Below are 26,382 nucleotides of genomic sequence, written 5' to 3'. Positions count from 1 at the left end.
TTGGATAAGCATAAGATTTTCTTAGATTATTTTTAGAATATAGATAAATATATGAAATGTGGTAAAGAAAAATATATGCTTGTTATGTTAAATGTAGCATATCCTTACAGGAGATGCAAGCAGAATAACATCCTTTTTTAACAAACTTTTGATGTTTCAAATTCATGTCCTTCTTCCCTTCTTCCCAGACATCCCCGCCATCACAATAACAAACCAGAAAAACGGCTGCCTGCAGTTCATCAGCGTAAAACTCTCTGCCAGAAGTGCCAGCACCGCCGCCCTCTGCGCTTTCTCACACCGAATCACATTTTTCACAATCCAATACACCAGAAATGTGGTAGGAATCAGTCCATACGAAAACCAGACATCAAAAAAGCTGGAATGAATCTCATTAACATGAAAAACATCAAACACGCCCGGACTCAGAAGCTTCTCAAATCCATCATACGGAATAAAAACGTTCAAAAAAACCCTCTCCCGCTCCATAAAACAAATACTGAGCGTCAATACCAGCCGCTCCGCACTTCTGTCATACAGCAGATCATAGAGATTTCCATTTGCCAGCTTCCATATTTTCTGCTGGATTCTGGAAAGAAGCGTATAATCCGTCTGCGAAACATCAAAATTTGCCCCTGGCCAGATCCGATAGACGCCCAGCGCCAGCATCACTACAACAGCTGCCCCGCCGAACCACCAGAGTTTTTTATACTTTGAGTGCGTGCATCTTTCCCAGAAAAACTGCCATGCCAGTATTACAAAAAAGGCAAGCAGTCCCACAAACATACCGGTTGATTTTGCTTTTCCAATCAGAAGAACTCCCCAAAAAAACATTCCCCAGCACGCAATCCGTGTCTTGACTGTATACTCTGCCTTCCGCCGGTATTCCATAAAAAGCACCAGAATCATCGTAAAGATGAAAAAAGCAAACTGGTTCGGATCATTAAACGTTCCCATAAACCGAGAACCGCCCCAGCTCTCATGAAAATAGCGTCCTCGTCCGGAAATCAAAACAATTGTCTGAAACACCAGATTGATCCGACATATCCAGCAAAGTCCCCGCATAAACGAATCCGAATAAAGTGTCCGGAACGCCCAGATCAGGAATGCAGAATAAATCCAATAAAGCGTATGTAACGGAAAACTTCCTTTTCCTGTCCGAACAAAATAAATGCCATTAATGACAGCTGCAAATATCAGGAATACCACCCAGGGAAAATCTTCCTGATACCAGATTTTCTTACCACTTCTCCACGCCATGATAAGCGCCAGGGCACCGGACAAGGCGAAAAACAGATCCGCGATGCCGATGCTGCCGCTGGGGAGAAGGTAGAATTGTTTGGTGAGGACGGCTGTGTAAAATAAAACTTCAACCATCCTGTTTCTCTCTAATTTCATTTGTTCTTACTTTATCCTAATCCCACAAATTTTCCGGATATAATCCACTCTCTATCATCTGTCGGAATCCCTCCTGCGCCGGTTCTATATCTTCTTTATAAGTAATTCCAATCCATCTGTCCGGCGTATTCAAAACTTTTACGGAAGCTAACTTCTTTTCAAGCAATTCCGCCACAATATTTGGGAGAAGATACTCCTTCTTCTCCGGATTTTCCCCTAATGCATCAAGGAATCTGGCAAATCCTTCATCTATGTACCGCAAAAAATCCGGATATCCGGCCCACATATTCATGGATACCATCGTATCCGGTGTGATCCATTTGCTTACCTTCGCATTATCACACTGGATTTTTCCATCTACACACTGAATTCCCGTCGTTTCAACGACCTCTTTCAAGAATCCCGCCTCATCTGCCACGCAGACACCTCTGGTAACCGCTCCGTTTTCACTCAGCGTATTCTTTAAAGAAAAGCCTGCCATTGCCAGATTTATCTTATCCGCATCTGTATTTCCAGAAAGCAGGAACTCATGAAGCTTCGAAAAAGCTTCTTTCCCATAATAATCATCTGCATTGATGATCACAAATGGTTCTTTCACAACATCTTTACAAGCCAGAATTGCCTGCCCGGTTCCCCATGGTTTTACTCGTCCTTCTGGAACATGATAGCCTTCAGGCAAGTCTTCTAACTCTTGATAGACATATTCCACAGGCATAACCTTAGATAAGCGATTTCCAATCACTTCTTTAAATTCTTTCTCAATGGCTTTCCGAATTACAAATACAACTTTTGTAAAACCAGCTTCCTTCGCATCGTAAATCGAAAAATCCATAATAATCTCTCCATTCGGAGCCATCTTAGCCAGCTGCTTGATACCGGTTCCAAAACGAGAACCGATACCGGCAGCCATGATGATGAGGGTTGTGTTCATGTTTTTTCCTCCGTAAACTATTTAACTTTTATTTACTCCTGGTCTCTTCTTTCAAAAGGAACATTGACGAAATATATAGTGGAGCTGTAAATATAAAAGGTGCACAGTAACGATACATAATTACTGGACTTAAAAGTACAGTAAGCCATATACCAAATATCATACTCAAAAGCAAAATTATTTTCTTATTTCTATTAATCAAAAGAGTATACACACCGAGAAAAAGCAAAAGGCAACTATAAAATCCTGCCTGACATAATATCGAAAAAATCGGTATTTTAGAAAAAATCATTTTCAAACTTCCACCATAACCATTACCTGGAATTCCCTTTCCATACAAATTCTCTAACAATAATTGATAACTCGGAAACAAACTTTCTCTATTAATCTCAAATCCAGGATCATATGCCACCGACTTATCATAACACAGGATATCTATATATGGATGCCATGGTCTGGCATCCGGCCAGTTTTTGTCTGGATACCATAAAGTCAGAGTCTGTAATCCAAATGCCTGTACATATCCTATTGAATCAAAAGCAGCAAATTTTATATATGATTTCAAAAAAGAAATCTTATCCCTCTGTACCTCTTCTACTTTTAAATTTGATTTTACCGGATCCGAAATAAAGGGCGTATAATTTTTCCATCCCTCATCAGGGACAAAGCTTTGCATCTCTTTGCGTTGCTTTTCCGTCAAATCATCATTATTATATACCCACGCCATTTGTTGCAAGGGTAAGCTCAGCATCTCTCTCAGTGCCGTTCCCTTCTGTACTCCACACAAAGCATATACCGGTCCTTGATACACAGCTACCAATATTATAACGCTTGTCAATAACATCAACAATTTTCTTCTGGCTTTCAACAATAAAGCAGTCAGAAGCACAAAAGCAAGAACATATACTCCATTATTTCTAATGACACACATTAAAAACATCCATAAAAACAATTTTATAGTATTTTTCTTGTCCAAAAATTGCTCATCCAGCAAATATTCAATTAGCAATAAGACCACCATGGCAAAAGACGCTGTAAAAATTGAATCTTGCGCTGATGTTAAGGAAAGAATTACATGCATAGGCAACAGAAAAAAAAAGTGTAGATAGAATCACCAACGTTTTGTTTGTCTTATCATTTATAAATGATAAGATATTCCAGATAACATAAAGTGAAATACTCATTTGCAGTAAAGTAAACACTGCAAATCCTATGGAATAATTATCAAAAAAAAGCTTTCCACTATTAACAAACAAATAAAATATTCCACAATATACTGGAGACCATTGAGATGATATAGGAATATCTTTTCTCAAAAACTCATGATACCAATATGGTGCATCTGTTGCATAAACCCCTGGAAACAGTGCCAAATATGCCATTATCCAAGCAAAAAGAATTATAACAAAACAATTTCTTAAACTTTTTTTATCTTCTTTACCAACAATCTTTTTTTTATCAAAATACTCCATCATGCAAACGATAAATGGAAATATTTCAATCATTAAAAAAAAGTAGACTTAAAAGTGTGATTCCATTCAATTGGATTGTGGATAACAAATCCAATTGAATTCCAAAATTCAAAATCACTGCATAAAAAGCAGATAAAGCAACTTGGATATAAAATCTAATACCTCTCTTTATCGAAATTTGATAATACAACTTGGAGGTGACGAAAAATACAATCGCCAGAATACCCCCCCCCCCGGAACATTTTGAGCATAATTCAAATATTGCATCTGTATTCCGGTTATACCTATAAATCCCATTACTATCGAAAATATAATTTTTACTTCATTATATTTTTCTTTTAATACATTCATTTAACAATCCTCTCCTTGCTCATTTCAATCGTTTGTAATCTAAATTCATATTCTCTACGTTCTTTCTCCACAATTTCCGATAAAATGAGTCCTGAAAAGAATGAAATCAACGCGGATAATGCAATAAAGCCTGATACAATTAGCGTTGGAAAATTAGGAACTAATCCTGTCTGTAAATATTTAAAAAACACCGGCACAAACAATATCAGAGACAAAACAAATAGTAAAACTGACATTATTCCAAAGAAGTTCATCGGTCTATAATTTTTATACAATCTTCCAATAGTCTTTAAAACTTTTACGCCATCAGAATATGTATTTAACTTTGACTCACTTCCTTCCGGGCGATCTCTATATTCAATTATCATATTTTCAACACTCATATTTTTCTCAACTGCGTGGATCGTCATTTCTGTTTCAATTTCGAATCCTTTGGAAAGAACCGGAAAACTTTTCACAAAAAGATAACTAAATGCACGATATCCTGTCATAATATCTCGAATGTTGGTATGGAACAATCGATTAATACTCCCTCTTACTAAACTATTTCCAAAATTATGAAATGGTCTTTTATTTTCTTCAAAATATGTAGATGAAAGCCTGTCCCCTATAACCATATCTACATTTTTATGGAGTACTAGCTCCACCATATTTTTTCCATATTCCGCTGGATAGGTATCATCTCCATCTATCATGATATAACACTCAGCATTAATTTCTCTGAACATTCTTCGAATAACATTACCTTTACCTCGACTATGCTCATACCGCACAATTGCCCCAGCTTTTTTTGCCAGTTCTACCGTATTATCGGTTGAATTATTATCATATACATAAACCATTGCATCTGGTAATTCTTTTTTCCAATCTTTCACAACTTTTCCAATTGTTTTTTCTTCGTTATAGCACGGAATAAAACTGCTACTTTATCCATTATTATATCTCCTCCTCATATAATCAAGTGTTTTTTATTGAAAATTCAAGGTTTTTCAACCTTTCATATCTCAGTGAATAAGCCACAGCTATGAGCATTTCGATGTATCAGGTACTGAAATAGCGGTTGAATTGTATACGAAATAAAACGTCATTGATTTTCGCTTTACTGGCCTTGCGTATACCCTTCCCTCTATGGCAGCTAACCTCCTATATCCACCAGGATCATCTCTGTCTCCAGAGGTCCTAACTTCCTTCGTTCTGCCTGCCCATAACCAGGGTGTCAGCTATGCTCCTTTACGGGTCATGCCCCTTGGTGATGATTTCTGCCGACTATTGGCTCATTCTTTGTATTATTGATTACTGACTCGCTTCCTGTTCCAGCACTATGATCAGTGGACGTTATCTGTTACATTCCGCTTGATTCAGTGGCTGTCCACATGACAGCCTCCATTACAGTTACTTGTCTTTCTTACGCAGCCTGTAGATAAACTGCTGGTCTCTTGATGTCACTGACCATCTTTTTCGGATCATAATCTACGCCTTTCGTCAGCATGGCATAAAAGACTCGTATCAGCTTGGCTGCAATTGCCATAAGTGACTGCATTTTCTTCAATGGATTTAGTCTTCTGGTTATGTAATAATTATGGAGTTCCCTGAACTCCTGGTTCTTCGACACAAGTGACATTGCAACCTCAAAGAGCAGATATCTGAGTCTCTTTCGACCTCGTCTGCTTATTGTTGTCTCGCCCTTGTGCTTTCCTGAACTATTTTCAACCAATGCCAATCCTGCAAGTTTCTGCAATTCCTTCGGATTGTTGAAGCGGCTGATATCACCTACTTCTGCAAGGAATCCTGACACTGTCCTGATTCCCACACCTTTGATCTCTAACAGCTTTTCAGCCATCGGAATCTTTCTTACCAGTTCTTCAATTAGAACTATAACTTCCTGTAGACGCGTATTTCTGGATTCATAGTCCTCCAGAAGCATTCGAATTTCCATTCTTGCAGACACCGCACCTTCTTTGCTTCCAACGCTGTGCTCAGCAGCTTCTATCAGGGTCTTCGCCCTCGCCTTTCCAACTGCTCTTAACTTCTCATCACGCCAGATTTGGTTCACTCCATCGATACCTAACGTCAGGATATCTTCAGGGAGTGGTGCTGCTTTAAGGATTAGCATTCCGCTCTTGGCATCCGGCTTTCCGTATACCGTCTTATATTCAGGAAAATATATATTGAACCAACGACTGATCCTGTTTTGAATTCTTGTAAGTTCCGCCTGTAACTGGAATCTTATGTTTGATGCTGTTCTAAGATCAGCATAAACACCATCCGGCAGATATGGGATCATGTAACGTCCCTCCCTAACTAATCCTGCTATAACTTTCGGATCCTTACGGTCGTTTTTAGTCGGATTATTGTCGTCGAGTTCTTTTGATTTTTTCACATGGTGAGGATTTACAAGCACCGGTTTCATTTCATTATCCTGTAGAAACTTTCCAAGATTGAACCAGTAATGCCCGGTCGGTTCCATACCTGGAATCACCTTATCCTTCTCATGTCTTTCTTTGAGGTCCAGGATCCATTCCTTAAATGTCACAAATCCAGCCTCTGTGTTGCTAAACTTAAATGGCTTCTTCGAATACTCGATTCCTCTGTAATCAAAAGCTCTGGCATAGTGCATTTCACTTCCGACATCAATTCCGAGTACCAAAGTTTTTTCTGTAATAGCTTCAATTTTTGCGTTCTGTGTGTTAGACTTCATTGTAGATACCTCTCTGTATAATAAGATTTTTACTAACCTGCCAGTCAGTAGTCTTATTGTACTCTGAGGTATTTTCAATTTTCAACGTCTACGCTTTTTATTATACAGGAAGCTCCTTTTACTTTTTGAAATAATTTTCTCGAAATCCTAACTGCATTACCAGGTCATTATACTTCGGATATGGAAAAGTATCGGGAGGTGTTTTCATGTATCGAAAAATTACAATATTTTTAGAATACTGGAAAAACAGTAAACATCGCAAACCATTGATATTGCAGGGGGCCAGACAGGTAGGCAAAACCTATTCTGTTCTCGAATTTGGACGTACCCATTACGAAAATACTGTTTACTTTAATTTTGATACAAATCCAAAGCTTAAGCAGACATTTGATGAAGACATTAGTCTGAATACTTGGTTCCGATTCTTTCTCATATATCCAGTCAGACGATTGTCCGCGAAACAACATTAATTGTATTTGATGAAAACAAGAAAATCGTGCCTCTGTATGCTGCTTTTTGTATATAAAATACTTTTTACAAAGATAACCAGAAATTTTATGTATTCTTCACAAAAGGAACACATCTTTGCGTTACACTAAAGCCATCAATTTTAAGGAGGCAATCGAGTATGACAGCTAATACAAAAACAACCTGGAGTGTCTGGGGAATCCTTTTTGGCATGGCGATTGTGCTGGGAATCGGAGTGGCATTTTTAGCATTTACTTTAACCAGAGATCCACAGATTCTGGCATTTTTATCTGAAAAACACAATAAAAATCTGATTATCCGCTAAAACACAGTATCTATCAGCATTTTCAAGGAAACAAACACATCAATTTACTACTTATTTACTACTAACGAATGAGCCTTGATACGCAAGTTTTCCTAGATATGCAAAGATATTATGGTACAACACATCAGTATTGAAACAAGAAAAAATTAAATATTTTATAGACTATGGAACGCCTAACATGACGTTCCTTTTCTATTTCCAGCCGTTCTTATTGGACGGCTATTTTATTACCCAAAATGAAAGGAGCATTAGATTTATGAAAAAGATGTTAAAACGATTGTGTACGGGCTTCTTAGCTCTTGCAACTGTCGTTACTGCTTTGCCGACTACACCCGTTCATGCAGAAAGTAAGCAATACTGGACGGAGTCAAAAGAGCGTGTCGGTATCGTTGAAAAAGTAATGAATGACGGTTCAATTGGTTCTACCTTTAATGAGGGACATTTGACCGTCGAGGGCGAGGACGCTTACTGTATCGACATTAACACAGACTTTAAGAACGGCTACAAGACCAGAGCTGACGCAAGCACCCGTATGAGTGCCGACCAGATAAGCGACGTTGCCTTATCTATCGAATATGTAAAACAGTACACAGACAGCCACAGCGGAATAAGTAAAAATCACGCTTACCTTTTAAGACAGCTTGTAGTCTGGCAGAGATTGAGCGTACATCTCGGCTGGCAATGTGATAACGTGCGAGCTTCTTATGATGAAATACCAAAGGCAACGCAGGACGAAGTTTTCGTTGGTGCAAAAGCCTTTGTCAAAGAAAATAAAGGACGCTATGAATGTGGCGGTTATATCTATCTGGCGAGGGGCAGGAATTGGGGCAATTCTGGGCGAAATTAAATGTTGGAAATGCGAAACTGCAAAAGGTTTCCAGTAATACCAGCATTACAGACGGTAACGGGAATTACTCTATTGCAGGTGCGACCTATGGTGTCTTTTCTGATAAGGACTGTACGAAACAGCTTGCCACCCTTACGACTGATGAAAACGGAAATACAGATGTTGTAGAGGTAAAAGCTGGCACAGTCTATATCAAGGAATTATCCGCACCAGCAGGATATAAAGTAGATAAAACTGTATATTCCTTAAAGGTTGAAGCTGGAAAGACAGCAACTTTGAAAGTATCTGATACACCAAAGGTAACGGACACTTTGATTGAACTTTTCAAGATTGATATGGAAACACAGAAAGACAATCCGCAGGGGAACGCTTCTCTAGCAGGTGCGGAATTTACATGGAAGTATTATGCTGGCTTCTATAACAAAGACAATCTCCCTGCCGAAGCTACTCGTACATGGGTTACAAAGACAATCGCTGAAACAGACAGCGACGGGACAACCCATTACATCACAAAATTAGCGGACACATACAAAGTATCTGGCGACAGTTTCTATATGCAGGACGGTAAAGCAGTTCTTCCACTTGGGACACTAACCGTTGAGGAAACAAAAGCTCCAAACGGCTACTTGCTTGACGGTGCATATATGCAGGCTGGCGATAAGTCCGAACAGATTAAGGGCTTATATATAACACAGATTACCGAGGACGGCGACCTTGCCGTACTATCTGGAAGTAACCAGTTTTCCGTATCAGACAAGGTTATCCGTGGCGGTGTGAAAATTCAGAAACGAGATTTAGAAACGGGCGATACGAAGCCACAAGGAAGTGCCACTTTGAAAGATACTGCTTTTGACATCATTTCATTAAATGATAATGCAGTATTGGTTGAGGGCAAGTTATACAAGAAAAATGAAGTGGTAAAGACAATTCGTACAGATATTGAGGGTGTCGCTTCTACTTCTTCTGACCTCTTACCTTATGGAAAATTCCGTATCGTTGAGAGTGAAGCTCCCGACGGTTACTTAACTGATGGTGCAAAACCGATTGATTTTACAATCACAGAAAATGGAAAAATCGTGGACTTAACCGACGAAGCCCATTCTATCTATAATCAAATTAAGCGTGGAGATATTGAGGGTGTAAAAATCGGTGCAGGCACACACAAGCGTCTTGCTGATGTTCCTTTTAGGATCACAAGCAAGACAACGGGCGAAAATCATGTTGTGGTAACTGATGATAACGGGCAGTTTTCCACTTCTGCTGACTGGGCTTCTCATAAGCACAATACAAACGCAGGCAAGACCAGTGAGGACGGTGTGTGGTTTGGGACTTCTGAACCAGACGACAGCAAGGGGGCATTACCTTATGATACCTATATCATTGAAGAAATGCGTTGCGATAGTAACAAGGACTTTGAACTTATCCCACCTTTTGAAATCGTGGTATCAAGAAATAACCTTGTGATTGATTTAGGAACGCTGACTGATGAATACGAAAAAGAAATCTCTATTCATACCACAGCGACCAGCAAAGACGGCGAAAAGACTATCCTTGCAGGAAAAGAGGTAACAATCGTTGATACTGTAAAATTGGACGGACTTACAAAAGGCACAAAGTATCAGCTCAAAGGCTGGCAGATGTTAAAAGAAGAAAATGCCGAGCTTATCATTGATGGAAAGCGTGTAGAAAATGACTATACCTTTGTCGCTGATGATGAGGAAATGAAAGCGGAAATTTCCTATACATTCAATGCGTCTGCTTTAGGTGGAAAGAACCTTGTTACCTTTGAAGAATTGTATGATTTAAGCAATCCAGAAGAACCTGTAAAAGTTGCGGAACATAAAGACATTGAGGACGACGGGCAGACGGTACTTATCACAGAGCGTATCATCAAGATACATACGACTGCTACCGATAAGGACGGAAACAAAGAGCTTGAAGCAGGAAAAGAGGTAACAATCATTGATACCGTAACCTTAGAGGGCTTAGAAATCGGTACACAGTACAAACTTGTGGGCTGGCAGATGTTGAAAGAAGAAAATGCCGAGCTTCTTATCAATGGAAAGCGTGTGGAAAGTGATTATACTTTTACTGCTGACAGCGAAACTATGAAAGTGGAAGTTGCCTTTACCTTTGATGCTACTTCTCTTGACGGCAAACAGCTTGTAACTTTTGAAGAATTGTACGATTTCAGCAATCCAGACGAGCCGAAGAAAGTTACCGAGCATAAGGACATTGAGGACGAGGGACAGACAATTACCTTTAAGGAAAACCCCAAAGTCCCAGAAGAACCAGAGAAACCCGAAACACCGCAGACACCAGATACACCGCATAAAACAGACAGTCCAAAAACTGGCGATAACACGAACCTTTACGGACTGCTTGCATTATTACTAACTTCTGGTGCTGGACTGGCAGGTATCTTCTTCTGCAAACGTCGTAAAATGAAGAAATCATAAGGCGGTAACGGTATGAGAAAAGAAAAATCACGCTCTCCGCCGAAGCTGTCAAACGGCAGACTTCCGCTTATTCTGGCTTGTCTGCCAACAACCTGCAAGAACACGGATAGTCAAGGGTGCGTAAGCATTGATTTTACCCTTTACTATCTGTGGGATTGCTGGTACTTCCCAAACCGCCAGAATAAGAAATCACAATCAATTTATTAAAAATAGAAAGAAACGAGGTAAAACAATATGGAAATGAAATATGTCGTGCCAGATATGGCACAGTCTTTTGGAACTCTTGAATTTGCAGGCGAAAGCGAGCCTATCTTTGAAAGAGATAAAAATAACCGTAGGGTCTTAGCCAGACGAAGCTATAACCTTTATTCTGACGTACAGAAAGGCGAAAATGTTGTGGTGGAAATTCCCGTGCAGGCTGGCGAAAAGAAGTTCAAGTATGAGCAGAAAGTAAAACTTGTCAATCCGAAGTTATACGGCAGAGGTTACGCAATCGGGGATATGGGACATACCGATTATGTATTAGTTGCTGATGATATTGTAGCAGTTGAAGAAAAGTAAAGGAGTGAAGAATTTATGAGATTATCAAACGGGTTTGTTATTGACAAAGAAAAAACATTTGGAGAATTAAAATTTACAGCGGTGCGTGATGTGTTCTTACAGAATGAGGACGGGACACCGAGTACCCAGCTTAAAAAGCGTATCTATGATTTGAAGTGCAGTCTGCATGGTGGAATTATCCCCGTGTCTGTACCGCCAGAAGTACCGTTAAGGGAATTTCCGTACAATGCAGTCGTGGAGCTTGTCAATCCAGTAGCCGATACAGTATCACGAAAAACTTATACGGGTGCAGATGTGGACTGGTATGTAAAGGCAGAGGATATTGTGTTGAAGAATAAAGGCAACCAGAACGCAGGCAGTCCACAGAACCATACACCGCAAGGACAGTCAAAAAAATAAATCTAGGTCATAGATTTTACTCTGAAATTACAGTATAATGAGCCAAAAGAGCCGTATTTAAGCTATGTAAAACAATTTTGACAAGGAAAAAAGGCTTTGTCGAAGATATTGGATAGACATTTGAGGGTTAATATATGACAATGACACCGAAAGGAGCAATCGAAATATGGAAATAGGTAAGAAACTTAAAAATGCACGAGTACAGTCTGGAATGACACAAGAAAATGTTGCAGAAAAAATCAATGTATCAAGGCAGACAATTTCAAACTGGGAAAATGAAAAATCTTACCCAGACATTATCAGTGTAATAGAGTTGAGCAACCTATATTCTATAAGTCTTGACGTATTGCTAAAGGGTGATGAAAAAATGATTGAACATTTAGAAGAAAGTACAAATGTTGTAAAAAGCAACCAAAAAATGATATGGGCAATTATTGTAAATATCATTGTCGTAGCATTGCTGATAACATTAAATATGTTTATACCAGATAACCGTTATTTCTTAGTTGGAATATTTTGTCTTATGGTTATCACTTCATCAGCATTACTTTACCAGATAATCAAAAAATTTTAAGGAGGATATTTTGTTATGGATTTGAACATAGTTTTAGCGGTAATTTGTGGAGCAGTTGCACTTGTAGGAGCGTTTTGTGTTGTGTTTCAGATTTATCATATGACTGTTATAGACGCAACAGCCAGAGGATTAAAGCACCCTAAATTTTGGGGAGTATTTACAATGAGTGGGAATAATTCAAGTGGTTTGCTTATGTATCTAATCGGAAGAAGAAAATACCCTATTGTAAATATGAGTGAAAGCAACTCAAAAGAATTAGAAAAACGTAAAAAATCAGCAGGTGTTGGACTGTTATTTTTGGCTATTGGTGTAATTGGCATTATATGTGCGACCTTAATATAACTAAAAATGCAGATTTATGATTATATCTTGCAACATTTACAAAGCAGTTAGTCTATACGATTGACTGCTTTTTTCATACCCAGAAAGGAGCGAATGATTTATGCGTAAGATTTGGAATAAAGGACATCGTATCAGAGCCAGCGACAAGCACCTTGTCTACCACTTTTCCATAGGGACGCTTCTGTTTGTGTTCGTGGCGGTTCTTCTGCTACTGAATATCAAACAGCTCATGTGTACCGATTGGGAGCATTTCAGCTTGTTAGAAAACGACTTGACGCTCTCCCCTTACAACTTCATAACCATACTGATAGCGACTGGTGCTTGTGTATTGGTCGCTTTTCTGTATTACCGCTTCTGTTACGACAGTTTCAAGAAGCTCCTGCACCGTCAAAAGCTGGCAAGAATGATACTGGAAAATAAGTGGTATGAAGCCGATACCGTACAAGACAGCGGTTTTTTTACTGACCTGCAAAGCAGATCAAGGGAAAAAATCGTCTGGTTTCCAAAGATTTATTATCAAATGGAAAAGGGACTGCTTCATATCCGCTGTGAAATCACATTAGGAAAATATCAAGACCAGCTTTTACGGTTAGAGGATAAATTGGAAAGTGGCTTGTATTGCGAGCTGACCGACAAGACCCTGCATGACGGCTATATCGAATATACCCTGCTTTATGATATGATAGCGAACCGCATTACCATTGATGAAGTACGGGCAGAAAACGGCAGTCTGAAACTGATGAACAATCTTGTCTGGGAATATGACGCACTCCCTCACGCTCTGATTGCTGGTGGAACGGGTGGCGGTAAAACCTATTTCCTGCTGACGCTCATTGAAGCCTTACTGCATACCAACGCTGTCCTTTATATCTTAGACCCGAAGAACGCTGACCTTGCAGACTTAGGGACAGTTATGGGAAATGTGTATCACACCAAAGAAGAAATGATAGATTGCGTCAATGCCTTTTATGAGGGCATGGTACAGCGAAGTGAGGAAATGAAGCGACACCCGAACTATAAGACTGGCGAAAACTACGCCTATCTGGGACTTCCACCCTGCTTTCTTATCTTTGATGAATATGTAGCATTTTTTGAAATGCTTGGGACGAAAGAAAGCGTGAGCCTGCTTAGCCAGTTAAAGAAAATCGTTATGTTGGGACGACAAGCAGGATATTTCCTTATCGTTGCCTGCCAGCGTCCAGACGCAAAGTATTTTTCAGACGGTATCAGAGATAACTTCAATTTCCGTGTGGGACTTGGGCGTATCAGTGAATTAGGTTACGGTATGCTGTTTGGTTCAGACGTGAAAAAGCAGTTTTTCCAGAAGCGTATCAAGGGGCGTGGTTATTGTGATGTGGGAACAAGCGTGATAAGTGAATTTTACACGCCTTTAGTCCCGAAAGGACATGATTTTTTGCAGACTATCGGCAGGCTTGCACAAGAAAGACAAGTTATGCCAGAACAACAAGGAAAGGAGAACTAACTCATGGAAATAAAAGAAATCAATAAAATAATACAATCAGAAGATAAAGACGAGAAATCTAAGAGCGTAAAATGTATCTGTATCAATTATGGAGATTTTCTAGCCGATTGCGAGGGATTTGTGCAGAAACGTTATCACGATTTTAAATGTAATCCAAAACATCAGTTTGAGAAAAAAGCTGATACTATTCTTGAAAATGCAATTCACGAAAAAAACTTCATGCCCGATTTGTTCTTGATACGCTTAAATAGAAAACAGTCGGCTTGCAACAGCCAGATTGATTTTGTTTTTGAATTGCTTGATAAGTCTTTTCTGGAAACAGACCCTATCCGTAAAAGTGAAATATCAGAAGAAACATTAAATTTATGTTTATCCGCTGATGTTTCATTCATCATGGTTTACATTGGTATGAACAGGTAGGATAAGTTCTGCCTGCACAACGGCAGGAACGGTCGGCGGAGCAAATACGACCGTGGAAGCCGTTTTGCAGAGCAGGGCTTGTCCCTGCTCTGCTGATGAACCCCTCGGTATCTAACAGAGGGGTACGTTTGCAAATAGACAATAGACAAAAAACATAGGAAACATAAGGCTTCTGGCATGGTTTTCTAGCAAAAATCGGCTGTGAAGTCGCCTTAAAAAACTTCACACTTTACAGATTGGGGGTATGGTTCTGAATGAAGAACAACGGATAAAAGAATTACGGGAGAAACGGATTGCTTACGGTATCTCACAAGGCAGGCTGGCGGTGGCTTCTGGTATCACAAGGGAATATTTCAACAAGATAGAAAGTGGAAAAATGAAGCCGTCAAAGGAACTTCTGGAAACTCTGCATAAGGAACTGGCAAGGTTCAATCCAGAAGTACCGCTTACCATGCTGTTTGATTATGTGAAAATTCGTTTTCCCACGCTGGATATACAGCACATCATCAAAGATATATTAAAACTGAATATCAATTATATGCTCCATGAAGATTACGGACATTACAGTTATACGGAGCATTATTCTTTAGGGGACATCTTTATCTATACGTCGGCTGACGAAGAAAAAGGTGTCCTTTTAGAGTTAAAGGGGCGTGGTTGCCGACAGTTTGAAAGTTACCTGCTGGCACAACAAAGAAGTTGGTATGACTTTCTCATGGACGCACTCATAGACGGTGGCGTGATGAAGCGTATCGACCTTGCTATCAACGACCATACGGGTATTTTGGATATTCCAGAGCTTGCGGAAAAATGCAGGAAACGGGAATATATCGGAAAGTCCAGAAGTTATAAGTTTTATCAGTCGGGCGAGCTTATCAAGCATAGAGAGGACGACAGAGAATATATGGGACGCACCCTTTATCTTGGTTCGCTAAAATCAGATGTGTATTTCTGTATCTATGAAAAGGACTATGAGCAGTACGTCAAGTTAGGGACACCGCTGGAAGAAGCCGACATTATCAACCGTTTTGAGATACGGCTTAGAAATGAACGTGCCTATTATGCAGTACGAGATTTGCTGACCTATTATGACGCAGAGCAGACTGCCTTTTCTATCATCAACCAGTATGTGCGGTTTGTTGATGAAGAAGCAGACAAGCGAAAAAATGACTGGAAACTCAATGACCGCTGGGCGTGGTTTATCGGCGATAACAGACAGAGCTTGAAGCTGACGACAAAGCCAGAGCCTTACACCTTAGACCGTACATTGCGGTGGGTACAACGGCAGGTAGCACCGACCTTGAAAATGCTGAAAAGGATTGATAAGGGAAACGGAACAGACTACATGAAAACTATCGAACAGCAGGCAAAGCTCACAGAAAAGCATGAAATGATAATCAAACAGCAGACGACCCCTGCAAAAGATTTAGTAGAAAGTTAGGAGTGATGAAAAAATGTGGGAATTATTGAAAGACTTCCTGCTGGTATCTGTTGGAACGGGTATCGGCGTAGCCTTGATGTGTATTTTAAGTGTTGGCAAAGGAGCTGACTATGAAATGAAGAAATTAAAAGAAAGCGAGGACAAATAACATGAATTTCGGGCAAAATTTGTATCAATGGTTTTTAAGCAACGCACAGAGCTTAGTGCTTATGTCGATTGTGGTTATCGGTATCTACTTAGGGTTCAAGCGTGAGTTTTCAAAACTTATCGGTTTCTTGGTAGTTGCCTTGATTGCTGTCGGCTTGGTATTCAATGCTGGCGGTGTGAAAGATGTACTGTTAGAGCTGTTCAATAAGATTATCGGTGCATAAAATTTTATTGTGGGGCTGATGTATGGGTGCTATAATGTGAAAAAAGAAGTAATCGAGGTGTTCTATTTTGAATGAGAGAGAAAAAATTATTCGTTTATGGTTTGATATGTGGTTGAAACAGCAAGACTTAGGAATAGATAAAATTTTTACAGAAGATGTTGTTTATACGGAAAGCTGGTGTCCTAAATATGAAAATCTTAAAACAGTAAAACATTGGTTTAATGAATGGAATACTCGTGGTAAAGTCATTATTTGGGATATTAAACAGTTCTTTCATAAAGAAAAATCAAACTGTCGTAGAATGGTATTTTAAAAATGAAATGAATACGGGAAGCGTTGAAGAATTTGACGGTATTTCCTTAATTGAATGGACAGAAGATAACAAAATCAAATCATTAAAAGAATATGGTTGCAATCTGAATAACTATAATCCATATCAACACAGCGATAACCCTCAATTTAGAGATGAAAAAACAAACTGGTTTTAAAACTTAATCAAATTATATCCATATACATAAAGCAGTTAGTCTTAGGATTGACTGCTTTTTTCTTACCTAAAATCAGATTGGAGTGATGAAATGAGCGATATTTTTAAGGATATGCAGGCAAACGTCGGCTGTGATTATATTTCTAACCTGCCCTCTTACAAGCGTAAAGTGTGGCATGAAATGAAGCGATTACCGCTTACGAATTATGATATAAAACAGTTAGAAGATTTTTCAAAGTATGTGTTTGGTATGTCGTACCAGAGCTTAAAAGATGTGATGAAGCAACAGAAAGGACGTGAGGAACAATGCAGGAAACAAGGGTGCTGGTGGAAACGAGAGGAACAACTGGCGAAGAAACAATATCATACTGGTTCGACCTGCCGATAGATGTTGCCGAGTTTGAAGAAAAGTTAGGTATCGGTGCAGAAAGTGGGGATTATCGTATTATCGAAAAGGTGTTGCCTTATGCTGATGAAGTCCACGAACACACCAGCGTGTACCAGCTCAACGAATTAGATTTTATGTACCGCCAGCTTTCAAGTGATATGCAGGAAGAATATGTATCACTACTTACGGTGTTTGAAAATTTAGAAGCACTTTATATTTGCAGGAACGTGATTATTGTTTATCCCGACTGTAAAAGCATGATAGATGTTGCAAGGCAAAAGCTGATGAACGACCCGATGTTCAAGCATTTATCCGAGGACTGTCAAGAATACTACTTTGACTTTGAAGCCTACGCTTCTCACTTGCAGGAACACGGGAAATTTTTAGTAACAGAACACGGTATCTTTGAACTGCCAGAGTAGGAAATGAGGTGGTGCTTATGATTGATGATATGGCGGTTTATATTGCTAATCTTGGCAAATACAATGAGGGCTATTTAGTCGGTGCTTGGTTCACGTTCCCCATTGACGAGGAAGATGTGAAAGAAAAAATCGGCTTGAATGAACAGTATGAGGAATACGCTATCCATGATACCGACAACTTTCCCATTGCGATTGGCGAGTATGTTTCCATTGAAGAACTCAATGAGATGTATGAAATGATAGAGGAACTTCCCGACTATATTGTAGAGTGTCTGGACGAATTTATCAGCACTATGGGACGCTGGAAGAAGTCGTGGAACATAAGGACGATATTTACTATTATCCCGACTGTGAAACCATGACAGATGTTGCCTACTACTACATAGACGAATTGCAGGCACTTGGGGACATTCCACCCAGCTTACAGAATTACATTGACTATGAAGCCTACGGGCGAGATTTGGATATGGGCGGTTGCTTTATTGAAACAAGCCGAGGTATGTGCGAGATACCATATTAACGCTGGAAGATCAGCGACAAGCATTGTTGCTACTGACAGCGTATTTCTCTTTAAGGGACAGTCTGAAAATGGCTGTCCTTTTCTATTTTGAAAGGAGCTGAAAGAACTTGAAAAAGATTAAAAGCTACACGGGTATCTGGAACGTGGAAAAAGTCTTGTATGCAATCAATGACTTTAACTTACCCTTTCCCGTTACTTTTACACAGATTACATGGTTTGTGATTACGGAATTTATCATCATTCTGTTTGGGGATATTCCCCCACTTTCCATGATTGAGGGAGCATTTCTCAAATACTTTGGTATTCCCGTTGCTCTCACTTGGTTCATGTCGCAGAAAACCTTTAACGGAAAGAAGCCGTACAGCTTTTTGAAATCACAGATAACCTATGCCCTGCGACCAAAAATCACTTATGCAGGAAAAGCCGTAAAACTGCATAAGCAGATATTGAATGAAACAATCACGGCAGTAAGGAGTGTGAACTATGTTCCCGATAAAATATATTGACAATAACCTTGTCTGGAACAAGGACAATGAGGTGTTCGCCTACTATGAGCTGATACCATACAACTATTCTTTTCTATCCGCAGAGCAGAAATTTATCGTGCATGACAGTTTCCGACAGCTTATCGCACAGTCCCGTGAGGGTAAAATTCATGCGTTGCAGATTGCCACAGAAAGCTCAATCCGCAGTATGCAGGAACAGTCAAAGAAGCTGGTAACTGGAAAATTAAAGGAAGTTGCCTGCCAGAAGATAGACGAACAGACCGAAGCGTTAGTATCTATGATTGGGGACAATCAAGTGGACTACCGCTTTTTTCTTGGCTTTAAGCTCATGGTTACGGAAGAACAGCTCAATCTGAAGAACATCAAAAAATCGGTGTGGCTGACGTTCACAGAATTTCTCCATGAAGTGAACCACACGCTGATGAATGATTTTGTTTCCATGCCGAATGATGAAATCAACCGTTACATAAAAATGGAAAAGTTACTGGAAAATAAAATCTCCCGTCGCTTTAAGGTGCGTCGCTTGGAAATCCATGATTTTGGGTATCTCATGGAACATCTTTACGGCAGGGACGGTATCGCTTATGAAGATTATGAGTACCAGCTACCAAAGAAAAAATTGAACAAAGAGACGCTGATAAAATACTACGACCTTATCCGTCCGACAAGGTGTGTGATTGAGGAAAGCCAGCGGTATTTACGATTGGAACATGAGGACAAGGAAAGCTATGTGTCCTATTTTACCGTCAATGCGATTGTAGGAGAGCTTGATTTTCCGTCGTCTGAAATCTTCTATTTCCAGCAACAGCAATTCACATTCCCCGTTGATACGAGCATGAATGTAGAAATCGTGGAAAATCGGAAAGCATTAACGACCGTCCGCAACAAGAAAAAGGAACTGAAAGACCTTGATAATCACGCCTATCAAGCAGGAAGTGAAACCAGCTCAAATGTGGTGGACGCTTTAGACAGCGTGGACGAGCTGGAAACTGATTTAGACCAGACAAAAGAAAGTATGTATAAGTTAAGCTACGTCATACGGGTGTCTGCACCCGATCTTGACGAGCTGAAACGCCGTTGTGATGAAGTCAAGGACTTTTACGACGACCTCAATGTAAAGCTGGTGCGTCCTGCTGGGGATATGCTGGGGCTTCATTCTGAATTTTTACCAGCCAGCAAGCGATATATCAATGACTATGTGCAGTATGTAAAATCAGATTTTTTAGCTGGGCTTGGCTTTGGTGCGACACAGCAGTTAGGAGAAACTACGGGTATCTATATGGGCTATTCTGTTGATACGGGAAGAAATGTGTACCTGCAACCGTCCCTTGCCAGTCAAGGTGTAAAAGGTACAGTTACCAACGCTTTAGCGTCTGCTTTTGTCGGTTCGCTTGGCGGTGGGAAATCGTTCTGTAACAATCTTCTGGTATATTATGCGGTGCTGTTTGGCGGTCAAGCACTTCTGTTAGACCCTAAAAGTGAGCGTGGTAACTGGAAAGAAACGCTCCCAGAGATTGCACATGAAATCAATATCGTAAATCTTACCAGCGATAAGGACAATGCAGGGCTTCTTGACCCGTTTGTGATTATGAAGAATGTAAAAGACGCTGAAAGTCTGGCAATCGACATCTTAACATTCCTTACGGGTATTTCTTCAAGGGACGGCGAAAAATTCCCCGTACTTCGTAAGGCAGTACGCTCCGTTACCCAGAGCGACAGTCGGGGCTTGCTCCATGTGATAGACGAGCTACGCCGTGAAGATACGCCCATATCAAGAAATATCGCAGACCATATCGACAGCTTCACGGACTACGACTTTGCACACCTGCTGTTTTCAGACGGTACGGTAGAAAATGCTATCAGTCTGGATAATCAGCTCAATATCATTCAAGTAGCCGACCTTGTACTGCCAGATAAAGATACCACTTTTGAAGAATACACGACCATTGAATTGTTGTCTGTGTCTATGCTGATTGTGATTAGTACCTTTGCCCTTGATTTTATCCATTCGGACAGAAGCATTTTTAAGATTGTCGATTTAGACGAAGCGTGGGCGTTCTTAAATGTGGCACAAGGAGAAACCTTATCAAATAAGCTGGTTCGTGCTGGGCGAGCTATGCAGGCAGGCGTTTATTTCGTTACCCAGTCTGCCTATGACGTGTCAAAGGAAAGTCTGAAAAACAATATCGGCTTAAAGTTTGCATTTAGAAGCACGGATATAAACGAGATAAAGCAGACCTTAGAGTTTTTCGGTATCGACAAGGACGATGAGAACAACCAGAAACGCTTGCGTGATTTGGAGAACGGACAATGCTTATTGCAGGACTTATACGGGCGTGTCGGTGTGGTGCAGATACACCCAGTCTTTGAAGAACTGCTACACGCCTTTGATACCAGACCGCCCGTACAGAGAAATGAGGTGGAGTGATGAAAGAAAGGATAAAAGGTGTGTTCACAAAAAAGAAGATTTTCCACTTTCTCAAAATGGCTCTGTTCGTGGTGGCACTCTCCCTTATCCTGCTTTCACTTTTGGGGACGGTGGCTCATGCGACGGGGCTTGTAGACGATACCATAAACGCAGAAAATCTTTATTCAAAATATCCCCTTTCCAACTACCAGCTTGATTTTTTCGTCGATAATAGCTGGTCGTGGCTTCCGTGGAACTGGCTCGACGGTATCGGAAAATCGGTACAATACGGGCTGTACTGCATTACCAACTTTGTCTGGACTATCAGTTTGTATTTGAGTAATGCAACGGGCTATGTGGTGCAGGAAGCCTATAAGCTGGACTTCATCAATGATATGGCAGACAGTATCGGAAAGAGCATACAGACCCTTGCAGGCGTTACCGAGAACGGCTTTTCTTCTACGGGCTTCTATGTTGGTTTCCTGCTTCTCATTATCTTAGTGGTGGGAATGTACGTTGCTTATACGGGACTGATAAAACGGGAAACCAGCAAAGCACTTCACGCTGTTATCAACTTTGTGGTGGTGTTCGTGCTGTCCGCTTCATTTATTGCTTATGCTCCCGACTATATCAAGAAGATAAATGAATTTTCATCAGACATCAGTACCGCTTCTTTGGATTTGGGAACAAAAATCATGCTCCCTAACTCCGACAGCGAGGGTAAGGACAGCGTGGACTTGATACGGGACAGCCTATTTTCTATTCAAGTGGAACAGCCGTGGCTCTTGCTTCAATTCGGGAACAGCAACGCAGAAGAAATCGGGACAGACCGTGTAGAAGCTCTCGTATCGGCAAGTCCAGAGGACGAGGACGGGAAAACCAGAGAGGAAGTCGTGAAAACAGAAATCGAGGACAACGACAATAACAATCTGACAATACCGCAGGTCGTGAACCGTTTGGGTATGGTGTTCTTCCTCTTGTTCTTTAACTTGGGTATCACGATATTTGTATTCTTGCTTACGGGCATGATGTTGTTCAGCCAGATACTTTTTATTATCTTTGCAATGTTTTTACCTATCAGTTTTTTACTTTCCATGATACCGAGCTATGAAAGCATGGCAAAGCAGGCAATCGTGAGAGTATTTAATACCATAATGACACGGGCAGGAATAACGCTCATTGTAACGGTGGCATTTAGTATTTCCAGTATGTTTTACAACATTTCCACAGACTACCCATTCTTTATGGTGGCGTTCTTGCAGATAGTATGTTTCGCTGGTATCTACATGAAGCTGGGCGACTTAATGAGTATGTTCTCACTTAATGCTGGCGACAGTCAAAGCATGGGACGACGCATATTCCGCAGACCGTATCTGTTTATGCGACATCGGGCTAGGCGTATGGAACACCGTATTGCAAGGGCGGTAAGTGCTGGCGGTATTTCGGGCGGTGTAGCTGGTGCGGTGGCTGGAAGTGCCGTTGCTGGCAAGAGAGCCGAAAGAAAAAATACGGCTTCTAAAGAAAATCGGGGCAATACCACTTCCAGCATGGGACAGCGTGCAGGTTCAAAAGTCGGTGCTGTTTTAGATACGAAAAATAAAGTGAAAGACAAGGCAAACGCTGTCAAAGAGAATATCAAGGATATGCCGACACAGACCGCTTATGCGGTGTATTCCGCAAAGGAAAAGGCAAAGTCCAGCGTGTCCGACTTCAAGCGTGGCATGGTGCAGGAACAGCAGTCCAGACAGACGGGACGCTTGGAAAAGCAGGAACAGCGTAAGAAAAATATCGCTGACAAACGTATGGAGCTTCAAAAGGCACAAGAAGCAAGGCAGGTACAGCGAAAGGCTGACGGATCAGCGACAACGGGAGCTACCCGTCCCCATGAGCGACCAGTCACAGCTTCAACCATTCCAAAGCCGAGTGTTGAAAAAATGCAGGAAGTCAAACGCCCAGCCACAGCTCCAACTCCGAAAGCAAGTGAGCCAGTCAAGACAAATGTTATCAAAGAGCGTCCGTTATCTTCTGGTGCTTCTGATAAGAAAGCACCCCAGCCTACACAGACAGTACATAGGCAGAATGTAGAAAAAGTGGTATCGCAGGAAACACGCCAGAATGACACCAAAGACCGCAGGATAAAGGTCAGCAGACCCAGAGCGTCCAGAAGAACCAGCAGACCATAGAGAAAACCCGTAACCTTGTAACGAAGAAAGGACAGAAGAAAAAATGAAACTGAAACATATCGCTATCATTGGCAGTCTGTTTCCTATCCTCTTTTCTCTGGTGCTTTTCTTTGGCGTCCTCATTAGTGCGGACAGCGACGACGAGAACAGCAATTTTTCTTCTGGCATTACGGGTATGAACCTATCCGCAGAAGTCTTGAAACATCAGCCTATGGTAGAAAAATACGCCAGAGAAAACGGTATCTCCGAGTATGTCAATGTGTTACTTGCTATCATTCAAGTAGAAAGTGGCGGTACGGCAGAAGATGTTATGCAGAGTTCGGAAAGTCTTGGTTTACCGCCTAATTCCTTAGATACGGAAAGCTCAATCAAGCAGGGGTGTAAGTATTTTGCGTCCCTGCTTTCTTCCTGCAAAAATCAAGGTATCGACGACTTGAATGTAGCGATACAGTCTTATAACTATGGCGGTGGCTATGTGGGATATGTGGCAGGAAAAGGAAAAAAACACACTTTTAATCTTGCAGAGAGCTTCGCCCGTGAGAAATCGGGTGGAAAGAAAGTAACCTACACCAACCCGATAGCCGTTGCTAAGAATGGGGGCTGGCGGTATGGCTATGGAAATATGTTCTATGTGGAAGTAGTCAATCAGTATTTAGCAGTTCCGCAGGTATCGGGAGAACTGGCACAAAAGGTAATGAATGAAGCGTTGAAATATCAAGGCTGGAAGTATGTGTATGGTGGCAGTAACCCGAATACTTCCTTTGATTGTTCGGGATTGACGCAATGGTGCTATGGAAAAGCTGGTATCTCCTTACCGAGAACAGCACAAGCACAGTATGACGCAACCCAACATCTGCCACTCTCGCAGGCAAAAGCAGGCGATTTGGTGTTTTTCCATTCCACCTATAACGCTGGTTCGTATGTAACACACGTCGGTATTCTTGTTTCGCCGACACAGATGTACCACGCAGGCGACCCGATAGGATATGCAGACCTAAGTAGTAGTTACTGGCAACAGCACTTAATCGGTGCAGGACGAGTAAAACAATAGAAAGGACTTGAAAAATATGTTTAAGAAGAATAAGAAACAGACAGAAACTATCAAAGAACCAAAAGAAAAAAAGGTGCGTACTGTCAAGGTAGGCACACATAAGAAAACCGTGATTGCGTTGTGGGTGGTGCTTGTCGCAAGCGTGAGCTTTGGGGTGTATAAGAATTTTACGGCTATCGACCAGCACACCACCCATGAAAAAGAAATCATTGAACTTTGCTTGCAGGACACCAACGGGATAGAAAATTTCGTGAAAAACTTTGCGAAGTCCTATTACACATGGGATAACAGCAAAGAAGCTATCGAAGCAAGGACGCAGGCAATCAGCGGTTATCTGACAAAGGAATTGCAGGACTTAAATGTAGACACCATTAGAACCGATATACCGACCAGCTCCACGGTTACAGATGTGATTGTATGGCATATCGAGCAATCGGGAGCGGACACTTTTTCTGCTACCTACGAAGTAGATCAGCAGATAAAAGAGGGAGAACAGACAAGCAATGTGAAAGCAACCTATACTGTAAAAGTCTATGTGGACGCAGACGGGGATATGGTAATCGTTCAAAACCCTACCCTTGCACCAGCAGTTGAAAAATCAGACTATGAGCCTAAGACACCAGAAGCAGACGCAAGCGTGGACGCTGATACGGTAAATGACGCTACCGCTTTTCTGGAAACATTCTTTAAGCTGTACCCAACAGCGACGGAAAAAGAGCTTGCTTACTATGTATTGGGAAATGTGATTGAACCTATCGGCAGGGACTACCTTTATTCTGAACTGGTAAACCCTATCTTTATAAAGGACGGCGACAATGTGAAAGTCAAGGTTGCGGTAAAATTCATTGATAATCAGACAAAAGCGACGCAGGTATCGCAGTATGAGCTTGTGCTACATAAGGATAGTAACTGGAAGATTGTAGGATAAATGATATAGCGTGCATTTCCTATCAGATTTGCACGCTTTTACAAAACGACAAGAAAACTGTGCAAAAATATTGACTTGTAATGACCGAATGCTATAATATAAATGACAAGTGTACTTGGTATTATTTGAAGGGAGCGTTATATAATGGATAAAGAAAAAATACTATCACAAAACAAAAAAGAGAATCTATATCTTGATGAATACGAAAAACATATTAAACTTCAAGGGAAATCTTTTGGCTTAATGTTTGTTTTATTTATCTGCATTTTTAATTCTTTTCATTAAAATTAAACTTCAAGGGAAATCTTTTGGCTTAATGTTTGTTTTATTTATCTGCATTTTTAATTCTTTTCATTAAAGCAGTTTGTAAAGAACCTTACTATGACATAATGACAATTATTGGGTCTGTGGCATTTGGCTCTATGGGTTATGAAGCACATATTTCAAAAAATAAATCCAAATTTGTTATTGCTTTATTCTTTTTTTCTATTTATGGGGTATTACTTTTATAAATTTTTAATGGTAGGTTTATAGAATTTTTTTTCTATTTATGGGGTATTACTTTTATAAATTTTTAATGGTAGGTTTATAGAATGGACGAACATTTAATTTTGCGAAACAGATTAAAAAACTGTACGAAAAGAAAAAAAATTATCACAAACAGAATTAGCTGAACTAGTCGGGGTTTCTCGGAATACAGTTAGTTCTATTGAAACTGGACAATTTAATCCAACAGCAAAATTGGCATTAGTGCTTTGTATAGCTTTAGATAAAAAAATTTGAAGAATTATTTTATTTTGATTAAGGAGAGAACGATTATGGAATTAGAGGAATTGATTGTTGAAACAGCAAAATTGGCATTAGTGCTTTGTATAGCTTTAGATAAAAAAATTTGAAGAATTATTTTATTTTGATTAAGGAGAGAACGATTATGGAATTAGAGGAATTGATTG

At 40.3% G+C, this 26,382-nt stretch carries 24 protein-coding genes and 5 pseudogenes; 23 read left to right on the top strand and 6 right to left on the bottom strand.

The window, feature by feature from the left end; translation table 11 throughout:
* Window positions 1-162 precede the first annotated feature (162 nt).
* The 6 genes from DWX76_RS04875 to DWX76_RS04845 all read right to left on the bottom strand — a co-directional run bounded on the left by DWX76_RS04875 (window position 163) and on the right by DWX76_RS04845 (window position 6,847).
* Window positions 163-1,374, bottom strand: a complete 1,212-nt coding sequence (locus DWX76_RS04875; protein WP_243022455.1) for a hypothetical protein — start codon at window positions 1,372-1,374, stop codon at window positions 163-165.
* A 37-nt stretch (window positions 1,375-1,411) separates the two neighbouring features.
* On the bottom strand, window positions 1,412-2,326 hold the full coding sequence (locus DWX76_RS04870) for a nucleotidyltransferase family protein (RefSeq protein WP_107001627.1): 915 nt from the start codon (window positions 2,324-2,326) through the stop codon (window positions 1,412-1,414).
* A gap of 28 nt (window positions 2,327-2,354) precedes the next feature.
* On the bottom strand, window positions 2,355-3,407 hold the full coding sequence (locus DWX76_RS04865; RefSeq protein ID WP_243022454.1) for a DUF6020 family protein: 1,053 nt from the start codon (window positions 3,405-3,407) through the stop codon (window positions 2,355-2,357).
* A complete protein-coding gene (locus DWX76_RS04860; RefSeq protein WP_118570214.1) occupies window positions 3,325-3,831 on the bottom strand; it encodes a hypothetical protein in 507 nt (168 codons plus the stop codon). Before DWX76_RS04860 ends, DWX76_RS04865 begins: the two co-directional genes overlap by 83 nt.
* Before the next feature lie 314 nt (window positions 3,832-4,145).
* On the bottom strand, window positions 4,146-5,024 hold the full coding sequence (locus DWX76_RS04850) for a glycosyltransferase family 2 protein (RefSeq protein ID WP_412693991.1): 879 nt from the start codon (window positions 5,022-5,024) through the stop codon (window positions 4,146-4,148).
* Window positions 5,025-5,554: 530 nt separating this feature from the next.
* Window positions 5,555-6,847 (bottom strand): IS110 family transposase, encoded by a 1,293-nt coding sequence (locus DWX76_RS04845; protein ID WP_118570211.1) that lies wholly within the window; start codon window positions 6,845-6,847, stop codon window positions 5,555-5,557.
* A 206-nt stretch (window positions 6,848-7,053) separates the two neighbouring features.
* On the opposite strand from DWX76_RS04845, the gene DWX76_RS04840 reads away from it, so the two are divergent.
* From DWX76_RS04840 to DWX76_RS04730, 23 genes and pseudogenes are all read left to right on the top strand, one after another.
* Window positions 7,054-7,317, top strand: a complete 264-nt coding sequence (locus DWX76_RS04840) for an AAA family ATPase (protein ID WP_243022453.1) — start codon at window positions 7,054-7,056, stop codon at window positions 7,315-7,317.
* A gap of 158 nt (window positions 7,318-7,475) precedes the next feature.
* The gene (locus DWX76_RS13905) at window positions 7,476-7,640 is read left to right on the top strand and encodes a hypothetical protein (protein WP_182429728.1); all 165 of its coding nucleotides are present in this window, start codon (window positions 7,476-7,478) and stop codon (window positions 7,638-7,640) included.
* Between the two features lie 256 nt (window positions 7,641-7,896).
* A pseudogene (locus DWX76_RS04835) lies at window positions 7,897-10,946 on the top strand (SrtB-anchored collagen-binding adhesin).
* Between the two features lie 234 nt (window positions 10,947-11,180).
* Window positions 11,181-11,507: a YdcP family protein gene (locus tag DWX76_RS04825; RefSeq protein ID WP_003417601.1), complete on the top strand. Its 327-nt coding sequence runs from the start codon at window positions 11,181-11,183 to the stop codon at window positions 11,505-11,507.
* A 15-nt stretch (window positions 11,508-11,522) separates the two neighbouring features.
* Window positions 11,523-11,906, top strand: a complete 384-nt coding sequence (locus DWX76_RS04820; protein ID WP_003417604.1) for a YdcP family protein — start codon at window positions 11,523-11,525, stop codon at window positions 11,904-11,906.
* Window positions 11,907-12,072: 166 nt separating this feature from the next.
* Window positions 12,073-12,480, top strand: a complete 408-nt coding sequence (locus DWX76_RS04815) for a helix-turn-helix domain-containing protein (RefSeq protein ID WP_003417606.1) — start codon at window positions 12,073-12,075, stop codon at window positions 12,478-12,480.
* Window positions 12,481-12,495: 15 nt separating this feature from the next.
* Window positions 12,496-12,822 carry a hypothetical protein gene (locus DWX76_RS04810; RefSeq protein ID WP_009274548.1) on the top strand — a complete coding sequence of 109 codons (327 nt, stop codon included), beginning with the start codon at window positions 12,496-12,498 and terminating at the stop codon, window positions 12,820-12,822.
* A 100-nt stretch (window positions 12,823-12,922) separates the two neighbouring features.
* Window positions 12,923-14,305: an FtsK/SpoIIIE domain-containing protein gene (locus DWX76_RS04805; protein ID WP_003417607.1), complete on the top strand. Its 1,383-nt coding sequence runs from the start codon at window positions 12,923-12,925 to the stop codon at window positions 14,303-14,305.
* A gap of 3 nt (window positions 14,306-14,308) precedes the next feature.
* Window positions 14,309-14,725, top strand: a complete 417-nt coding sequence (locus tag DWX76_RS04800; protein ID WP_003417609.1) for a hypothetical protein — start codon at window positions 14,309-14,311, stop codon at window positions 14,723-14,725.
* Window positions 14,726-14,969: 244 nt separating this feature from the next.
* On the top strand, window positions 14,970-16,166 hold the full coding sequence (gene mobT / locus DWX76_RS04795) for a MobT family relaxase (RefSeq protein WP_003062030.1): 1,197 nt from the start codon (window positions 14,970-14,972) through the stop codon (window positions 16,164-16,166).
* 13 nt (window positions 16,167-16,179) lie between these two features.
* Entirely contained in the window at window positions 16,180-16,314 is a 135-nt protein-coding gene (locus DWX76_RS04790) for a DUF3789 domain-containing protein (protein WP_003061156.1), read from the top strand.
* 1 nt (window position 16,315) lies between these two features.
* The gene (locus tag DWX76_RS04785) at window positions 16,316-16,537 is read left to right on the top strand and encodes a hypothetical protein (protein WP_003060793.1); all 222 of its coding nucleotides are present in this window, start codon (window positions 16,316-16,318) and stop codon (window positions 16,535-16,537) included.
* Window positions 16,538-16,604: 67 nt separating this feature from the next.
* Window positions 16,605-17,025 (top strand): annotated as a pseudogene (locus DWX76_RS04780) (nuclear transport factor 2 family protein).
* 90 nt (window positions 17,026-17,115) lie between these two features.
* Window positions 17,116-17,412: a hypothetical protein gene (locus tag DWX76_RS04775; protein ID WP_008687105.1), complete on the top strand. Its 297-nt coding sequence runs from the start codon at window positions 17,116-17,118 to the stop codon at window positions 17,410-17,412.
* Window positions 17,331-17,834 carry an antirestriction protein ArdA gene (locus DWX76_RS04770; protein ID WP_003062492.1) on the top strand — a complete coding sequence of 168 codons (504 nt, stop codon included), beginning with the start codon at window positions 17,331-17,333 and terminating at the stop codon, window positions 17,832-17,834. Before DWX76_RS04775 ends, DWX76_RS04770 begins: the two co-directional genes overlap by 82 nt.
* A 17-nt stretch (window positions 17,835-17,851) precedes the next feature.
* Window positions 17,852-18,354 (top strand): annotated as a pseudogene (locus DWX76_RS04765) (antirestriction protein ArdA).
* Between the two features lie 107 nt (window positions 18,355-18,461).
* Window positions 18,462-18,860 carry a conjugal transfer protein gene (locus tag DWX76_RS04760; RefSeq protein WP_118570210.1) on the top strand — a complete coding sequence of 133 codons (399 nt, stop codon included), beginning with the start codon at window positions 18,462-18,464 and terminating at the stop codon, window positions 18,858-18,860.
* Window positions 18,838-21,288, top strand: a complete 2,451-nt coding sequence (locus DWX76_RS04755; RefSeq protein ID WP_003060327.1) for an ATP-binding protein — start codon at window positions 18,838-18,840, stop codon at window positions 21,286-21,288. Before DWX76_RS04760 ends, DWX76_RS04755 begins: the two co-directional genes overlap by 23 nt.
* Window positions 21,288-23,497, top strand: a pseudogene (locus tag DWX76_RS04750) (YtxH domain-containing protein). The gene DWX76_RS04755 and the pseudogene DWX76_RS04750 overlap by 1 nt, the downstream one beginning before the upstream one ends.
* Entirely contained in the window at window positions 23,494-24,501 is a 1,008-nt protein-coding gene (locus DWX76_RS04745) for a lysozyme family protein (RefSeq protein ID WP_003059774.1), read from the top strand. Before DWX76_RS04750 ends, DWX76_RS04745 begins: the two are co-directional and overlap by 4 nt.
* A 16-nt stretch (window positions 24,502-24,517) precedes the next feature.
* Entirely contained in the window at window positions 24,518-25,429 is a 912-nt protein-coding gene (locus DWX76_RS04740; RefSeq protein WP_003062215.1) for a conjugal transfer protein, read from the top strand.
* Between the two features lie 144 nt (window positions 25,430-25,573).
* A complete protein-coding gene (locus DWX76_RS14245; RefSeq protein WP_243022452.1) occupies window positions 25,574-25,714 on the top strand; it encodes a DUF6442 family protein in 141 nt (46 codons plus the stop codon).
* A 308-nt stretch (window positions 25,715-26,022) separates the two neighbouring features.
* Window positions 26,023-26,234: pseudogene (locus tag DWX76_RS04730) on the top strand (helix-turn-helix transcriptional regulator).
* Window positions 26,235-26,382 lie beyond the last annotated feature (148 nt).

The sequence above is a fragment of the Clostridium sp. AF21-20LB genome, from assembly GCF_003478795.1.
Lineage (GTDB): Bacteria > Bacillota > Clostridia > Lachnospirales > Lachnospiraceae > Otoolea > Otoolea fessa.
This window is presented reverse-complemented; position numbering and strand designations above follow the sequence as displayed.

Bases quoted from the DNA above. Each gene is read 5' to 3' on its own strand.
- DWX76_RS04875 (WP_243022455.1), bottom strand. From the start codon at position 1,374: ATGGTTGAAGTTTTATTTTACACAGCCGTCCTCACCAAACAATTCTAC.
- DWX76_RS04870 (WP_107001627.1), bottom strand. From the start codon at position 2,326: ATGAACACAACCCTCATCATCATGGCTGCCGGTATCGGTTCTCGTTTT.
- DWX76_RS04865 (WP_243022454.1), bottom strand. From the start codon at position 3,407: ATGCATGTAATTCTTTCCTTAACATCAGCGCAAGATTCAATTTTTACA.
- DWX76_RS04860 (WP_118570214.1), bottom strand. From the start codon at position 3,831: ATGATTGAAATATTTCCATTTATCGTTTGCATGATGGAGTATTTTGAT.
- DWX76_RS04845 (WP_118570211.1), bottom strand. From the start codon at position 6,847: ATGAAGTCTAACACACAGAACGCAAAAATTGAAGCTATTACAGAAAAA.
- DWX76_RS04840 (WP_243022453.1), top strand. From the start codon at position 7,054: ATGTATCGAAAAATTACAATATTTTTAGAATACTGGAAAAACAGTAAA.
- DWX76_RS13905 (WP_182429728.1), top strand. From the start codon at position 7,476: ATGACAGCTAATACAAAAACAACCTGGAGTGTCTGGGGAATCCTTTTT.
- DWX76_RS04825 (WP_003417601.1), top strand. From the start codon at position 11,181: ATGGAAATGAAATATGTCGTGCCAGATATGGCACAGTCTTTTGGAACT.
- DWX76_RS04820 (WP_003417604.1), top strand. From the start codon at position 11,523: ATGAGATTATCAAACGGGTTTGTTATTGACAAAGAAAAAACATTTGGA.
- DWX76_RS04815 (WP_003417606.1), top strand. From the start codon at position 12,073: ATGGAAATAGGTAAGAAACTTAAAAATGCACGAGTACAGTCTGGAATG.
- DWX76_RS04810 (WP_009274548.1), top strand. From the start codon at position 12,496: ATGGATTTGAACATAGTTTTAGCGGTAATTTGTGGAGCAGTTGCACTT.
- DWX76_RS04805 (WP_003417607.1), top strand. From the start codon at position 12,923: ATGCGTAAGATTTGGAATAAAGGACATCGTATCAGAGCCAGCGACAAG.
- DWX76_RS04800 (WP_003417609.1), top strand. From the start codon at position 14,309: ATGGAAATAAAAGAAATCAATAAAATAATACAATCAGAAGATAAAGAC.
- mobT (WP_003062030.1), top strand. From the start codon at position 14,970: ATGGTTCTGAATGAAGAACAACGGATAAAAGAATTACGGGAGAAACGG.
- DWX76_RS04790 (WP_003061156.1), top strand. From the start codon at position 16,180: ATGTGGGAATTATTGAAAGACTTCCTGCTGGTATCTGTTGGAACGGGT.
- DWX76_RS04785 (WP_003060793.1), top strand. From the start codon at position 16,316: ATGAATTTCGGGCAAAATTTGTATCAATGGTTTTTAAGCAACGCACAG.
- DWX76_RS04775 (WP_008687105.1), top strand. From the start codon at position 17,116: ATGAGCGATATTTTTAAGGATATGCAGGCAAACGTCGGCTGTGATTAT.
- DWX76_RS04770 (WP_003062492.1), top strand. From the start codon at position 17,331: ATGCAGGAAACAAGGGTGCTGGTGGAAACGAGAGGAACAACTGGCGAA.
- DWX76_RS04755 (WP_003060327.1), top strand. From the start codon at position 18,838: ATGTTCCCGATAAAATATATTGACAATAACCTTGTCTGGAACAAGGAC.
- DWX76_RS04745 (WP_003059774.1), top strand. From the start codon at position 23,494: ATGAAACTGAAACATATCGCTATCATTGGCAGTCTGTTTCCTATCCTC.
- DWX76_RS04740 (WP_003062215.1), top strand. From the start codon at position 24,518: ATGTTTAAGAAGAATAAGAAACAGACAGAAACTATCAAAGAACCAAAA.
- DWX76_RS14245 (WP_243022452.1), top strand. From the start codon at position 25,574: ATGGATAAAGAAAAAATACTATCACAAAACAAAAAAGAGAATCTATAT.